Consider the following 14,830-nt stretch of genomic DNA (forward strand, 5'->3'; position numbering starts at 1 on the left):
CTCCTAGAGATCTACCGAGTTTCGTTGTCAGAAGAGGAAAATGGCCATGGCCGAAAGCCAACTGCCCAGTCGTGCGGTTGTCCCCCCTATCTCCGGCGAGTTGACCGTGACAAGCCCGGTCGATGGCACGGTGATAGCAGCGGTTCCGAATATGACCGATGCCGAGGTCGCGACCTTGGCGGCGCGGCTGCGCGCGGCCCAGCCGGAGTGGGAGGCCCTCGGCACCCGGGGCCGGGGTAAGTGGCTCGGTCAGCTCCGGGATTGGATCCTCGACAACGAGACCCACCTGATGTCGCTGATCCAGCAGGAGACCGGCAAGGTGTATGGCGACGCGTCGATCGAGCCATCATACGGATTGATGGTCCTCAACTATTGGATCAAGAACGCAGGAGAGTTTCTGCGCGACGGCCGTCCCAAACCTGCCAGCCCGACTCAGCTGACCAAGCAGCTCACCGTCAGCTACCGGCCGTTCCCACTGGTGGGAGTTATCTCGCCGTGGAACTGGCCGCTCGTGATGCCGCTGCTGGACATCCCCGCCGCGCTCATGGCGGGCTGTGCGGTGCTCTCCAAACCGTCCGAGCTGACTCCGCTGACCTGGCTCGAGGTTGTTCGCGGCTGGCGGGAGGACATCGGAGCACCCGATGTGCTCGGGTGCGCGACCGGGGCAGGTACGACCGGCCGAGCGGTTGTCGACGCGGTCGACATGGTCCAGTTCACCGGTTCGGTGCGCACCGGCCGGGCGGTGGCCGCCCGCGCTGGCGAGCGGCTCATCCCCTGCAGCCTGGAACTCGGTGGTAAAGATCCGATGATCGTATTGAACGACGCCGACATCGAGAGGACGAGCGGCGGCGCGGTCTGGGGGGCATTCGTCAATGCCGGCCAAGGCTGTATCGCCATCGAGCGGGCCTACGTCGAGGCGGGTATCTACGACGACTTCGTACGCGAGGTCGTCTCGAGGACCAACGCACTGCGAGTCGGCACAGACATCGATGCGCCGTTTACAGCGGACATCGGCGCCATGTCCAGCGAAGCGCAACTGGCCATCGTGGAACGCCACGTCGACGACGCGGTCGCCAAGGGCGCCAAGGTACTGGCCGGTGGGAAACGTAAGCCCGGCCCTGGTTTCTACTACTTGCCGACGGTGCTGGTGGATGTGGACCACACGATGGACATCATGCGCGAGGAGACCTTCGGCCCTGTCCTTCCCATCATGAAAGTTCCCGATGCCGAGAGCGCGCTGGCGTTGGCGAACGACAGCGCTTTCGGGCTCTCGGGGAGCGTCTGGACCAAGGACCGCCGCAAGGGTGAGGCACTCGCCGAACGCCTCGAGGTCGGGGGGGGTTGCGTCAACAACGTGTGCATGACGAATTTTCAGCTTCCGCTGCCGTCGGGAGGCTGGAAGGACTCCGGTATCGGCGCGCGTTTCGGAGCCGCGGGCGGCATCCGCAAGTACACCCGCGCCCAGGCTCGGGTGTCGGAGCGTGTCGAGGCCAAGTCCGAGGCGCACTGGTACCCCTTCACCCCTTTCAAGGGTGGTCTCATCGCCAAAGGCTCACGTTTCATCGAGGCTCGAGATTGGCGGCGTCGTCTCGGCAGGTCGGCCGGGCGCTGAAAACCGTGGACACGCCGACTTTTTCGCGTGTCATCCACCCGATACCAGTCCAGGTAGGAGAAATTTCGTGACGACCGTTTCCGAAAGGAAAACCCCCCAGGCCGACCCTCTCGGCCTCGCTACCATCCCAGCCGCTTTCCAGGCGACCGTTACCAGGGTTGCTGACCGAGTCGCTCTGCGTACCTTGGGCGGCGAGAGCGAGGTCACTTGGGGCCAGTACGGCGAGGAGGTGCGCAAACATGCCGCCGCCCTGTACGGGTTCGGCGTCGGCAGCGGCAACACGGTTGCGCTGATGACCCGCAATGTGCCCACGTTCCACTATCTCGATACCGCGCTGACCCATCTGGGCGCGATTCCGATCTCGATCTACAACACGCTGCCCGCCGCTGACATCGCATGGATCCTGGACAACGCGAAGGTGCGGCTCGCTATCGTCGAGCCGGAGTCCGTCGAGGTGATGCGGGAGGTCCAGCGACACTACCCGGAACTGGCGAGCATCATCTCCATCAGCGGCGAGGCCGACTGCACTGTCCCGCTGGCACGGTTGATCAAGGATGCGCCCGCAGGGTTCGATTTCGAGGCGACCTGGCGCGCGGTCGACCCCACCTCGGCTGCCACGGTGAGCTACACCTCGGGCACCACTGGACATCCCAAGGGTGTCGTGTTGAGCCACCGTGCCATCCTGGGCAGTCTGTCGGCCCTCGACGAGGTGATGGGCACTGTCGACGGTGGCCGTACGGTGTCCTTTCTTCCGATGGCGCATGTGGCCGAGCGGATGTTCTCCCATTACCGAGGCATCAGATTCGGCCTGACCGTAACCACATGTCCCGATCCTCGCCTGATCGCGCAGCATCTCGCCGATTCGCATCCGCATTATGTCTTCTCACCACCGCGGCTGTTCGAAAAGCTGCGAGCGGCGATTGAGGCCCAGATCGAGCGCAACGCCGACTCCAACGGTCCGGCCCAGCGTGAGGCTATCGACCTTGGGCTTCGTGTCGTCGACGCACAGCAGGCCGGTGGGCCGGTTCCCGACGACCTCGCCGAGCAGTATGCCCAGGCCAAGCGGGATGTGCTGAATCCGCTGTTGGCGGCCCTCGGATTGGACCAGGTGGTTGTGGCGCTCACCGGGTCTGCGCCCGTGCCGCCCGGTCTTGTGCGTTATTTCCTGGCGCTGGGCGTGAACGCGCTCGAAGCATGGGGTATGTCCGAGTGCACCGCGTTCGGGTCCATCAACCGTCTCGACGACATACAGCTCGGCACGGTCGGGCGAGCCCTTCCCGGTCTGGAACTCGAACTCCTCGACGATGGCGAGATCATTCTGCGCAGCCCTTGGCTGATGACCGAGTACCTGAATCGCCCGGAGTTGACGGCCGAAACCATCGACGCGCGGGGCTGGCTGCACACCGGCGATATCGGCGAGTATGACCCTGACGGCCGGCTGAAGATCATCGACCGGAAGAAAGAGCTGATCATCAGCGCTTTTGGCAAGAACATGTCACCGGCCAATATCGAAGCCAAGATCAAGGAAGCCGATCCGATCATCGGCTCGGTCATCGCTGTCGGCGATGCCCGACCCTACAACGTGGCCCTGATCGTGATCGATGCCGAAGTCGCCTCGGCGCTGTCGGGCAACGTCGGCGATACCGAGACGCTGTCCACCCATCCGAGAGTGCGGGCAGCGGTCGAGTCGGCCGTCGTAGCGGCCAACGGGCGGCTGTCACGTGTCGAGCAGATCAAGAAATTCAGTGTGCTCCCCGACGAGTGGTTGCCTGGCGGCGACGAGCTCAGCCCGACGATGAAGCTCAAGCGCAAGCCCATCCTTCAGAAGTATTCCGATGTCATCGAGGCCCTGTATGGGACCGATGCGTGTGGCCGCGGTCAGTAGCTGGAGCGATCGATTCCACGATCCGGCGCTTGGTAGTGAATGGCGGCTGCCCGCGTGGGCGGCCGCTGCAACGTTGCAGAATTCTTATGCTGCACTCTAAAATTAGAGAGCTATATAAATTACAGTCCGGTGCTTGCGTGGCGACCCGGCTGGGACGGAAAGAGAGTTGATGGCAGTCCAAACCGGCACCACCGTCGTGATGTCCGACGAGGAACGTGCGATTCGTGACGCGGTCGGTGGTATCGCGCGCTCGTTCGGACCCGACTACTACCAACAGCAGGTCGACGAAGGCGGCAACTGCGCGGAGCTGTGGAAGACGTTGGGCGCCAAGGGATATCTCGGTGTCCACCTACCCGAACAGTACGGTGGGGGCGGCCTCGGGCTGGCCGAGCTCGCCATTGTTGTTGAGGAAACCGCGATCGCCGGAACTCCACTGCAGTCGATGTTGTTCTCCTCAGGTGTGACCGGCACGGTCCTCGACCGCAGCGCCAGTAAGGAGCAAAAGGCGCGATGGTTGCCGGGCGTTGCCTCCGGTGAGACGCGGCTGTCGTTCGCCATAACCGAGCCCGACGCTGGATCCAATGCCCACCGCATTGCCACCACCGCGCGGCGCGTTGGCGACAACTGGGTTCTCAGTGGCCAGAAGGTGTTCATCACCGGGATGGAGTCGGCCGAGTGGGTGATGGTTGTCGCACGCACCGGTACCAGCGAGCGCAGTGGTCGTTCCAGGCTGTCGGTGTTCATGGTGAAGGCCGATTCTCCGGGGTTGACCTGGACGCCTATCCGCACCGTCATGAACCAGCCCGATAAGAGCCACCAGGTGTTCTTCGACAACGTGGAGATGCCGGCCGACAATATGATCGGCGCGGAAGGTCACGGACTTGCGGTCGCCTTCACGGGCCTGAACACCGAACGCATTCTGACGAGCTCACTCTGCACCGGGATCGGGCAATACGCATTGCGTAAAGCCGTCGACTACGCGAAGCAGCGGCAGGTGTGGGACCGGCCCATCGGTGCCCATCAGGGTGTGGCGCATCCACTGGCGGCTGCCCACATCCATTTGCAGTCCGCCATTCTGCTGACCCAGCGAGCATGCCAGCTGTACGACACCGGCATCGAGGTCGGCGAGCTGGCGAACATGGCGAAATTTCTCGGTGCGTCGGCAGGGCTGGAGGCACTCGACAGCGCTGTTGCGATCCACGGCGGCAACGGCGTGACCTACGAGTATCAGCTGGCGCCCTACTTCTGGGTAGTGCGCATGCTCAATATGGGACCCGTCTCGAAAGAGATGATCCTGAACTTCGTTGCGGAGCATTCTCTCGGGTTGCCGCGGTCCTACTGACCTGCCCGGCGTGTCCGGGTGAACCGATTCGCGGCCGCTGTCCGGCCAACCGCCGGCACCGGGGCCGTCCGTTTCGTGGATTACCATCGGGGCGGGCATGCGGAGATTGTCGCGACAGTGGCGCACGAACGATCGAGAGGAGGGCGACCATGGCGCGCTCCGTCTCGTCGGATGAGGTAACCGGTGGCACAGCGGCGTTGGGCCTGCGGGAGCTGGGGAAGAGACATCGTGTGGAGCGGATTCTCGACAGCGCCCTGGAATTACTCCGGGAGGATCCTGACAAGGGCCTCACCATCGAGCGCATCGCAGCGCGTGCGGCGGTGGCGCCGATGACCGTCTTCAACCTCATCGGCAACCGCGATCAATTGTGGAGCGCGCTTGCCGACCGAGCGCTCGTCGGCCTGGACGTTCAATCCATTACTGCCGCTGAACCGCAGGAGCGCGCGCATCGAATCGTCGATGCGGTGGTGCGCATCCTGTGCGCCGACGGCCGGGTTTTCCGTGCGTTGCTGTCCGGGTGGAGCATGAGCGGGCGTGTCCTCGACCATGATCCGACCCATGCCCTCATCGGCTGCCTCGAGGATGCGGTCGAAGCCGGCTTCATCGGCCCCGAGGTGAACGTCCGACGATATGGCGATGTCATCGCAGCGGGCCTGATCGGCGCCATCCACCAGTGGCTTGCTGGTCTGCTCAGCGACGACGCCTTCAGGATCCGCGCAATGGCGGTGGTCGACACCGTGTTTGCGGCGGCACGGTACGAGACCGAGGCAGAAAGCCGGGGCTGAGCAGGCGATGACCGGCGATCGTCGCGATCAGCCATGCTTCGTGCCTGTTGTGGGCGCCTAGATCGAGCTCGAGCACGGCCAACGACCAACATTGGCCAACGAGTTCACGGGCGATGGCGACGTCGGCGATCACCGGCGTTTATGGGGGCGGTGAACTGTTCCCATCGAATGGCGCAGGCGGGTGGTTGCCGGCGCATACCCGCAATCTGCGGTGGAGGTGTGTGGTCCTGCGAAAACCTCGCCCGCATCACGGCAGGGGTGCCGTCGCCTCGGCCTCATGCTCGGCGACGGTGCCTGGGAGAGACCTTGCCGGACGCACCGTCGGGCCTTGCCATGGCTCCTGAGCTGGAGAGCAATTTTGCGACGGACTCACTCAGAAGGTAATGTGGCCTGTGCCACACGTCAATCGGCACTTTCGGAATGGCCGTCGATCAAGCGGCGAGCCGGTGGTTCCCGGGCGCACGGCGCTCACATGGGCGGCAGCGGCGTCGCCTGGTCCGGATTGAGCGCGTCCAGCAGAAAACTCAAATACCGGCGGCGTGCCGATTCTCCGAGCTCCACCCCGCTCAAGGCGGTGATCACCAGGGCGAAAACATAAGGCACGTCCCGTGGTTCGAGGTCCGGCCGCAGATTGCCCGCGACTTGAGCGCGCTGTACCGCAGGGCCGAAAATCTCGTCGCTCTGGGCCAGGAAGTCCGCCGTCACCTCCGTCAGGTTGCCCACCGACGTCGCGAGTGCTCGTTCGCTCTGAATAATGTCGGCGATCCGTTCGGCGACGTCGAGGAGGATCGGCCGGGGCAGCCCGTCGTTGTCGAGCTCGGCGAGCATGGGCAGGACCTCGGCGGTGAGGATCCGTTCGTAGACGGCACGGGCCAGCGCTTCACGGTTGGGAAAGTGCCGGTACAGCGTCGCAACGCCGACCCCCGCTTCGCTTGCGATGTGCGCGAGCGTGGCAGAGCCACCCTCGGCGGCGAACAGGCGTCGAGCCGCCTCGGTGATTCGGGAGATGCTGGCGAAAGCATCCGTCCGAAGCGGTTTCGTGGCCACGCAGACTTCGCTCCTCGATCAATTCACCGGGTACCTGGGCTGTGATCGAGCGTACCTTGTAAGCCAAAGCGATAGTTAATTATCGTTTTGATAGCTGACTATCAGTTCCCTTCATGGCAGGCATCCATGGCCGCCAGTGCCGAGAGGAATCCCCGCAATGTCGACCCTGCTGTACCGCATCGGAAGAACCGCCTATCGGCGACCTTGGCTTTTCATCGCGCCCTGGGTCGTGATCCTGCACGTGATCATCACTCTGCTCGCCGTCTACCCACCCCAGCTCAGCAGCGAGGTGCGGATCGACGGCACTCCCGCTCAGCACCTCATCGACGACTTGGGTCAGAAGATGCCACTGATGTCGGGCGGACAGGGCATCATCGCCTTCGAGACCGAAAACGGTTCGCGCATCGACCAAGGCGAGAACCTGGGCGCGCTGCTCGCGGCCGTCGACCAGGTCTACGCCAGCGACCATGTCATCGACACCCGCGAGGTACTGAAGCAGGAAGCCGCGAAGGGGATGAACAGTCCCGCCCTCCGCGCCGCCGCAGCGGTCACGCCGTCCGGAGCGGCGGATCACGGCGCCGCCGCGACTCCGCTGGCGATCGACGGGCAGCCTGTGCCGGGAGTGCTCGTCTCCCCGGACAGAACCAGCGCCGTCCTCCAATTCCAGTTCGACAAGCAGACTTTCGAACTGCCGGCCGACACGATCGACAACACCGTGGCCGCGGCGAAACACGCCACTGCCGGGCACGGCATCGCCGTCCTGCCCTCTGCTTCGATGGTCCAGCTCCCCGAGATCGTGGGCGCGGGCGAGGTGGTGGGTGTCGGGATCGCCGCGCTCGTGCTGCTGGTGACCCTGGGGTCGCTGGTCGCGGCCGGGCTACCGCTGGTCACGGCGCTGAGCGGGGTAGGCGTGGGTGTGGGTGGCACCCTGGTGATTTCGCATCTGATCTCGCTGCATTCGCTCAGCGCGGTACTCGGACTCATGATCGGCTTGGCCGTCGGCATCGATTACGCGCTCTTCATCGTCAACAGACAGCGTCGCTATATTCTCGACCAAGGCATGAGCGCCGAAGAAGCCACCGGCCGCGCTCTCGGGACCTCCGGCACCGCAGTGGTTTTCGCCGGTAGCACGGTCGCCATCGCGCTCACCGCGCTCGCCATCGTCCGAATCCACCTGATCACGACCATGGGTATCGCCGCCACGGCCACGGTCTTGATCGCCGTGCTGACCGCAGTGACGCTGCTCCCCGCCCTGCTCGGTCTCGCCGGCGAGCGGATCTGCTCGCCCAAGGCGCGCTTGCGGGCCGCTTCCCCGCGAGCCACCGCCACACCCGCACGGCCGCCGCTCGCGGTCGCCACCGCCTGGGTGGGCCTCGTGACCAGGCACCGGTTCCTAGCCGCGACGGCGGCATTGCTCATTACCGGGCTGCTCGCGTTCCCAGCCACACAGATGAGTCTCGGACTGCCTTCCGGCGCGAGCTACAGCGGGGGAACTACCCAACGCGAGAGCTACGAGGTCGTGAAGGACCATTTCGGCCCTGGTTACAACGGGCCACTCGTCGTCGTCGCCGATGCCGGGAACCGGGAGGCTCCGATCGCCACCACCGACATCGCGGGCCTCTACCGCGATCTGACACAGTTGCCAGGCGTGACCGCGGTGACCCTCGGCGGTGTGAGCGACAACGGCCGGACGGTCGTCCTCTCGGTCGTGCCGAGCAGCGGGCCCACGGACGCGGCCACCGAACAGCTGGTCCACGAGATCCGCGGCCAGGCGGCGACTTTCGCGAGCGACCGCAACGTGGACGTCGGCGTCACCGGATTCACGGCATTGGGAATCGATGTGTCCGCGCGCCTCGCCCACGCCCTGCCCGTCTATCTGGCGGTGGTGGCGGTACTGTCGATCTTCCTGTTGGCCTTGGTGTTCCGTTCCATCGTGATCCCGATCAAGGCCACTCTCGGATTCGTACTCAGCATTCTCGCGGCATTCGGCGCGACCACCGCAGTCTTCCAGCACGGCTGGGGCCAGTCGCTGCTGGGCTTCCACGCCACCTCGCCGATCCTGGCCGTTCTGCCCATCGTAGCGACCGGCCTGCTGTACGGGCTCGCCATGGACTACGAGGTCTTCCTGGTCTCCGCGATGAAAGAAGCCCACGCCGACGGACGCCACGGTGACGAGGCCATCGCCCACGGCTTCGAACACGCCGCGCGTGTCGTAGTCGCCGCCGCGGCCATCATGGCCGCCGTCTTCGCGGGGTTCATCTTCACCGACGACCCGATGATCCGGCAATTCGGCTTCGCCTTGGCGGTCGGCGTCATTGTCGATGCATTCGTGGTGCGCATGCTGCTGGTACCCGCCGTGATGTCGATCTGCGGCGACGCCGTGTGGTGGATGCCGCAGGCTCTACAGCGCGTGCTGCCGAACATCGACATCGAAGGCCGGAGTCTCAACGCCGAACGCTCCGGCCCGGCCATCGGCAACCGGCAACCCGCGCACACGTGTGAATTCGCCTCACCCGCAATGAATGTGGTGCCGCACCCGATCGGGTGCGGCACCACACCGTTACCGCCGCCCAGGTGTCGTCGTCGGTTTCGAACACCACCGCTCCGGCAATCAGCGGATGACATGGCTCACCGCACATCGCAGAGCGTGGGCCGGGGAACTGGCTCTGTCGATCGGAGCCGGTGAATCCACCACGTCAATGTGGTTAGGGTGGTGAAGGCGACGATGCCTGAGGCTAGGTACTGCCAGGAGCGGAACGGGCCGCCGTACGCGCCGACGGTGACAGCCCACCAGAGGGGGACCATGGCGGCGAAACTTCCGTAGATCACGGGTGATTGGGCGATCGGCGAACGACGGCGGAGTATCAGCGGAACCACGAAGAGCGGGATGACATACAGGGTTGTCGATGCGAGTGCCTGATAGAGAGGGTCGGCCCAGATCGTCTTCTGGTACTCCCAGCACAGGATGGCGATGGCGGCGCCGCCGAACAGCAGTGCGTTCCATTGCGCTTGCGTGCCGCGCGGAAGGTATTCCGCGCGGCCGACGCGTGACGCCTGCGCGAGAAAGACCAGCTCGATGAGGAACGCGATCAGCAGGCCGAGCCAGAAGAGTTTGAGAAACCAGTGATGGTATCGGTGGAACCAGGTGTGGAAGCGAACGACGACGCCGAAGTCGTGCGCGAGCCATAAATAGGTGCAGGGCAGCGGGATCGATATCCACCCCTCGCGCCTTGTCATCACGACGGCCTTCACCATCGCGATGTTCTGCAACACCATCGCCAGCCCGAATCCGATCAGGATCGGTACCGTGTGGTTGTCGATCGCGTCCAAGATGAGTTGGGGGTCGTACATCTCAAACTCGGGATCCGGTGTCCAGACTGTCCTCGATTGCCTTCTGCGCCGCGGGCGGGAGCGTATGCATCATTTCGCGGACGCGTATATGCCGGCGATGCTCAGCCTCGCGCGGGGGCATACCGGGGGTGGCCCGCATCTGCGGGATGATGCCCTCGACCTCTTCCGCACCGCCGGCGTGGTGACCGGCGTCGAACATGGCCTGTTCCCGGGCCATCTGCGACTCGTCCTTTTCTTCCGACATACCGATCGGGCCCTGCATACGGCCGTTGAGGAACTGCTTGACCACCGGCTCCTCCGAGGTCAACAGAACCTCCCTCGGACCGAACATCACCAACTGACGGCGGAACAGCATGCCGATGTTGTCCGGCACGGTCCGCGCCAGATTGATGTTGTGGGTGACGATCAGGATCGTCGCGTCGATCTGCGCGTTGATATCGATCAACAACTGGGCCAAGTACGACGTGCGCACCGGATCCAGACCCGAGTCCGGTTCGTCGACCAGGATGATCTGCGGGTCCAGCACCAGCGCGCGGGCCAGACCGGCGCGCTTGCGCATACCACCGGAGATCTCACCTGGCAGCTTCCCCTCAGCGCCCAGCAGACCGGTCAATTCGAGCTTCTCCATGACGATCTTCTTGATCTCGGATTCGCTCTTCTTGGTGTGCTCGCGCAACGGGAAGGCCGTGTTGTCGAACAGATTCATGGACCCGAACAGCGCGCCGTCCTGAAAGAGGACGCCGAACAGCTTGCGGATCTCGTAGAGCTGTTTGCTCGAGCAGGTCATGATGTCGGTGCCGTCGATGAAGATCGAGCCCTGTTCCGGGCGCAGCAGACCGATCAACGACTTCAGAAACACCGACTTACCGGTACCGGACGGGCCAAGCAGAGCGCTCACCTCACCCCGCGGCAGCGTGAGACTGACGTCCTGCCAAATACGTTGCGAACCAAATGACTTCGTGATGCCCTCGGTCCTGACCTCGACGCCCATATCTTTGTCTCCCTCGGTGTTCGATGGCTAGGCGCGTCACTTCGACGCGGGGGCCGCAGCCGGGGCGGGGGCCGACTTCGGGGACAGAGCCGAGTCGATCCCGCCGATGTTCGTGATGGACCAGTTGTTCCGGCTATCGACCGTCAACTGGTAGGTGGCGGTCGAATTGATGCCGTCGGCGGCCTGCGTGTTCTTGGTCAGCACGCTCACGAAGCAGTCGATGGAGTAGGCGCCGTTGGACTCCGAAAGCACTTTCGCTGCAATCGGTTTCGCGGTAGACACCCACTGCAGCGGCGTGATGATCTGCTCCATCGAGGCAGCTGCCTGAGTCAGCCGGTTGGACAGCTCCGGGCTGGTGCCCTTGGTCAGGCGCCCGCGCCAGGAAGCCAAATCGTGGAAGTCCATCTCGGCCGCGCCGGTCGCGTAGTCGAGGGCGATCTGTTCGGCGTGGGCGCGACCGGCCGCGTCGGCGTGCAGGTTGTTCAGATCGGTCGACTTCGCGTGTAGTTGCCACCCGAGCGCACCGACCGCCGCTGTCACCGCGACCGCGGCGACAGCGGCGACGATCGTCTTCAGCTTGATCGTGGACTCCCCCGCGTTCCGGCCACGACTGAGCACGCCGCCGACGATCGAGGCCCGGCCACGCACCGCGCGTGCCGGAATTTCGGGCGCGGATTCCGTCTCGGTTTCCGTCGCGATATCTGCGTCCTGCGGTACTTCGAGAACTTCGGATTTACTGGACATTGTTCTTCGCTTTCATCGAGAGAGATGGACTGACTTTCCGAAATTGCATGTGTGGAAGCAGATTCACCTCCCCGGAGTCCGGACGTGGACGGTGACCGAGTCACCCGAGTCCGTCGCCGCGAGCGCGCTGTCGAGCAGTTGTGGGATCGGGACGGTCTGCATCGCTGCGGCGCCGGCCCGCACACCGGGCAGCAGATCGACGCCCAGTATGTTGAGATCCTTCGCGGTCTTGTCGAGGAACGCCTGCAATTGATCGAGCAGCGGCCCTGCGCCGTCCTGGATGCCCACTGGCAGTGGGCCGAAGTTGACCCCCCAATAGAAGTGATTGAACAAATCGCCGAACTCGGTCCCGAACGGAAGAATGGTCGGTGTGGTGCCTGCCAGATCTCCCGGTACCGAGGAGCTCATCAGCAGTAGCGGCTGCATGGCGTTGAAGAATTTGGTCAGGTTGTCGGCTTGGTTGGTGACCGCGGATGCCAGCAGTTCCCCTGCGTGGTTGAGGTTTCCGAGCACTTGCGCATCGTCGGGAAGCGCGATGTTCATCGTTTCGAAGATCTCCCGCACACGGTCCGGATCGACCTGTCGCAGCATGAGGGTGAATCGCTTCGATAGTTCCTGGAAGGAGGTCGGCACGCTCACCTGAGCCTGCTCGATCGCGGCATGATCCCCGAGGTACGGGCCGGACTCCGTTGTCGGCAGGATCGCCAGGTAGGACTCGCCGAGCGCCGAGAGATTGTCCAGGCGAAAAGTGCTGGTCGCCGGGATCTGGTACGACTTGTCGTAATCCCAGGAAACCTTGACCCCGTCGGCCGAGGAACCGACGCCGGTGATGTGACCTATCGGGATACCACGCATCAATACCCTGGAGCCGACAACCAATCCGTTGGTGTCGGGGACGTTCAGGCTGGCGGTCTTCACATGCTCGAGGGGCGCGGTCTGCAGGCCGAGCCGATCCATGTAGAAGAACGACGCCGCGGCCATTCCGGCCATCGCGAGCACGGAGATCTTCGTCCGGCTGATGATCATTTCACCGCTCCCAGCATGCGCAGGATGTTCTCGACATCGCCGATGACCTGATCTCCGTTCGCCGCTTGCACCGAGCGGACATTCACACCCGGATGCTGAATGAACGGCAGCACCGTATTACGCAGGAAGGCCGACAATTTCTCCGTCGTCCCCGCCCCGGCATCCCAACTGGACCGGATAGTCTGGCCCGCGTCGGCCAGTGAGTTCAGCATGGGAACCATCCAGAGACCACCCTCGAAGATGCTGCCGATCGAAGGCAGCACGACGGCGATGTAGCCGACGAAATCGTGCGACCACTCCCGCCAGTACAAGGTCCCGGTGTGTGTCGAGTCGTCGCCGAACATCAGCGCCAGGGCGTCTGTCCGGCGGTCCACCGAGACAGCGGTGTCGCCGATGCCGTTCAGCATCCGATCGATCTCGCCTTTGTGCTGGGACAGATCTCGCAGATCGGTAGAGACGACCGAGGCCAGGTTCCGGACATCCGGCACGGCGGGCATCACCTTGTTGATGCGGCTCATCGTGTCCTCGACCTTCTGGATGCTGCCGCCGTTGACGAAGTAGGCGAGCACCGCCATGGTGTCTTCCAGCTGCGGTGGCGCGGTCGTCTGGGTGACGGGCACCGTGCTGCCGGGTTTCAGATATCCCGCCGGAGCCGCGGTCGAGTCCTCCTCGAGCGCGATGTAGGGATCGCCGAGCAGGGTGTCCTGGCGGATCACACCGCGGACATCGACGGGGATGTTCGCGTCGGACTTCACGTTCACCGTCACCTCGACCGCGTCACCCCCGACCGCGACGTCCCCGACCTGGCCCACCCGCAGCCCGTTCAACATGACATCTGCCCCGGCGGGCAGGTTCAGGGCACTGGCGAATCGCATGGTGATGTCGTAACCCCCACGGACACCGCCGTTCACCGAAGGCAGATCGTTCGGTCCCAGCGAGCAGGATGTCGTTGCCATGACGGCGCAGCACAGCGTGATCGCGCTGGCTCCGGTCTTGAGCCTGGTCGAGAGTTTCATCGGTTGCCTTTCGCCACGACCATGTCCAGAATCCCGGTGACCGGCACGGGCGCCCCGGTGCCGACATCCACGGTGGGCGGCTGGTAGGTCAAGGTCGGACCGTCCGGGCCCGCGGACTGCTGCCGCAGCATCGCGGCGACCGGTGGTATCGAATCCAGGAGGCTCGCAAGATCTTTCGATCGTGTCGCGGCGAGGTGGATCACGTCGGCGACACCGCCTTGCATCAGTGGCCACAGCATGTCGCCGTAGTTGCGCTGCACGTTGTAGAGCACGGCGATCAAGGTGGCTACGCCGTCGAGAAGCTTGATGGTGCCCGGCCATAGGTTGACTCCGGCGGCGACCACATCGGGCAATTGGTCGAGGATGGAGCTGATAGTCGACCAGCGCTGCAGAGCCTCATCGGTGAGCGGCGCCATATCGAGGATGCTCGAGCCGATGTCGGAGATCAGTTGGTCCGGACTCGTCGCCGCACTCGCGGCGTGCCGCATCATGGCGCTGGCGTTCTCGCCTTGTCCCCGCAGCGCGTTGTCGAAACCACTGATGGCCTGCTGGAGACTCTGGGAGCCCTTCTCCGGTGCCATCGCGTCGATGAAATCGGCGGCGGATCCGGCGATTTGCGAAATGCTCTTCGGAGTGAAGCTGTGCGCCACCGGAATACAGCCGCCGGGCTTCAGTTCCGGCCCCGATTCGTAATTTCCGACCAACTCGACGGTCCGGTCCGCCAGCAGGGACTTGGAACGGGTGACCGCCTTCACATCGGCCGGGTAGCGGCGGCCGGAATCGAGTGAGAACGTGACCTCCACATGGTCACCAGCGGGCCGGACCTTCGATACGCTGCCCACTCGATATCCCATCTGAGTGACAGGGTTGCCGGGGTAGACGCCGATAGCGTCGGGCATATCCGCGCAATAGCCGGTCGAGCTGTCCGGCGAGACGTCGCTGGCGACCACCACGCCGGCGCCGCCGACGATGACCGCTGTGACGGTGGCGGTGGCAGCGATGCCGATCAGTTTCTTTCGGTTCTTGGTCAT

The 14,830-nt window shown here is 64.2% G+C and carries 12 protein-coding genes; 5 read left to right on the plus strand and 7 right to left on the minus strand.

The window, feature by feature from the left end; genetic code table 11:
* Positions 1–46: 46 nt before the first annotated feature.
* The 4 genes from GPX89_RS26405 to GPX89_RS26420 all read left to right on the plus strand — a co-directional run bounded on the left by GPX89_RS26405 (position 47) and on the right by GPX89_RS26420 (position 5,624).
* On the plus strand, positions 47–1,612 hold the full coding sequence (locus GPX89_RS26405) for an aldehyde dehydrogenase family protein (RefSeq protein ID WP_157390336.1): 1,566 nt from the start codon (positions 47–49) through the stop codon (positions 1,610–1,612).
* Between the two features lie 67 nt (positions 1,613–1,679).
* Positions 1,680–3,497 (plus strand): AMP-dependent synthetase/ligase, encoded by a 1,818-nt coding sequence (locus tag GPX89_RS26410; RefSeq protein WP_157390337.1) that lies wholly within the window; start codon positions 1,680–1,682, stop codon positions 3,495–3,497.
* A gap of 169 nt (positions 3,498–3,666) precedes the next feature.
* Positions 3,667–4,839 (plus strand): acyl-CoA dehydrogenase family protein, encoded by a 1,173-nt coding sequence (locus GPX89_RS26415; RefSeq protein ID WP_157390338.1) that lies wholly within the window; start codon positions 3,667–3,669, stop codon positions 4,837–4,839.
* 149 nt (positions 4,840–4,988) lie between these two features.
* Complete coding sequence (locus GPX89_RS26420; RefSeq protein WP_157390339.1) at positions 4,989–5,624, plus strand: TetR/AcrR family transcriptional regulator; 636 nt, start codon at positions 4,989–4,991, stop codon at positions 5,622–5,624.
* Positions 5,625–6,092: 468 nt separating this feature from the next.
* Here GPX89_RS26420 and GPX89_RS26425 read toward each other — a convergent pair whose 3' ends face one another.
* On the minus strand, positions 6,093–6,671 hold the full coding sequence (locus tag GPX89_RS26425; RefSeq protein ID WP_328602337.1) for a TetR/AcrR family transcriptional regulator: 579 nt from the start codon (positions 6,669–6,671) through the stop codon (positions 6,093–6,095).
* Between the two features lie 157 nt (positions 6,672–6,828).
* On the opposite strand from GPX89_RS26425, the gene GPX89_RS26430 reads away from it, so the two are divergent.
* A complete protein-coding gene (locus GPX89_RS26430) occupies positions 6,829–9,357 on the plus strand; it encodes an MMPL family transporter (protein WP_157390340.1) in 2,529 nt (842 codons plus the stop codon).
* On the opposite strand, the gene GPX89_RS26435 is transcribed toward GPX89_RS26430, so the two are convergent.
* From GPX89_RS26435 to GPX89_RS26460, 6 genes are all read right to left on the minus strand, one after another.
* On the minus strand, positions 9,300–10,001 hold the full coding sequence (locus GPX89_RS26435; RefSeq protein WP_157390341.1) for a hypothetical protein: 702 nt from the start codon (positions 9,999–10,001) through the stop codon (positions 9,300–9,302). The two genes, GPX89_RS26430 and GPX89_RS26435, sit on opposite strands and share 58 nt — an antisense overlap.
* Before the next feature lie 22 nt (positions 10,002–10,023).
* Positions 10,024–11,013, minus strand: a complete 990-nt coding sequence (locus GPX89_RS26440; RefSeq protein WP_157390342.1) for an ABC transporter ATP-binding protein — start codon at positions 11,011–11,013, stop codon at positions 10,024–10,026.
* Between the two features lie 36 nt (positions 11,014–11,049).
* The gene (locus GPX89_RS26445) at positions 11,050–11,757 is read right to left on the minus strand and encodes a hypothetical protein (protein ID WP_235948030.1); all 708 of its coding nucleotides are present in this window, start codon (positions 11,755–11,757) and stop codon (positions 11,050–11,052) included.
* 63 nt (positions 11,758–11,820) lie between these two features.
* The gene (locus GPX89_RS26450) at positions 11,821–12,783 is read right to left on the minus strand and encodes an MlaD family protein (protein ID WP_157390343.1); all 963 of its coding nucleotides are present in this window, start codon (positions 12,781–12,783) and stop codon (positions 11,821–11,823) included.
* Entirely contained in the window at positions 12,780–13,799 is a 1,020-nt protein-coding gene (locus tag GPX89_RS26455; RefSeq protein WP_157390344.1) for an MlaD family protein, read from the minus strand. Before GPX89_RS26455 ends, GPX89_RS26450 begins: the two co-directional genes overlap by 4 nt.
* Positions 13,796–14,830, minus strand: coding sequence for an MlaD family protein (locus tag GPX89_RS26460; RefSeq protein ID WP_157390345.1), 1,035 nt, complete (start codon positions 14,828–14,830; stop codon positions 13,796–13,798). The genes GPX89_RS26455 and GPX89_RS26460 overlap by 4 nt, the downstream gene beginning before the upstream one ends.

The sequence above is a fragment of the Nocardia terrae genome (assembly GCF_009760405.1).
Classification (GTDB): Bacteria; Actinomycetota; Actinomycetes; order Mycobacteriales; family Mycobacteriaceae; genus Nocardia; species Nocardia terrae.

Coding starts and splice junctions, on each gene's coding strand:
- GPX89_RS26420 (WP_157390339.1), top strand. CDS start 4,989: ATGGCGCGCTCCGTCTCGTCGGATGAGGTAACCGGTGGCACAGCGGCG.
- GPX89_RS26415 (WP_157390338.1), top strand. CDS start 3,667: ATGGCAGTCCAAACCGGCACCACCGTCGTGATGTCCGACGAGGAACGT.
- GPX89_RS26450 (WP_157390343.1), bottom strand. CDS start 12,783: ATGATCATCAGCCGGACGAAGATCTCCGTGCTCGCGATGGCCGGAATG.
- GPX89_RS26445 (WP_235948030.1), bottom strand. CDS start 11,757: ATGTCCAGTAAATCCGAAGTTCTCGAAGTACCGCAGGACGCAGATATC.
- GPX89_RS26460 (WP_157390345.1), bottom strand. CDS start 14,830: ATGACCAAGAACCGAAAGAAACTGATCGGCATCGCTGCCACCGCCACC.
- GPX89_RS26405 (WP_157390336.1), top strand. CDS start 47: ATGGCCGAAAGCCAACTGCCCAGTCGTGCGGTTGTCCCCCCTATCTCC.
- GPX89_RS26440 (WP_157390342.1), bottom strand. CDS start 11,013: ATGGGCGTCGAGGTCAGGACCGAGGGCATCACGAAGTCATTTGGTTCG.
- GPX89_RS26430 (WP_157390340.1), top strand. CDS start 6,829: ATGTCGACCCTGCTGTACCGCATCGGAAGAACCGCCTATCGGCGACCT.
- GPX89_RS26455 (WP_157390344.1), bottom strand. CDS start 13,799: ATGAAACTCTCGACCAGGCTCAAGACCGGAGCCAGCGCGATCACGCTG.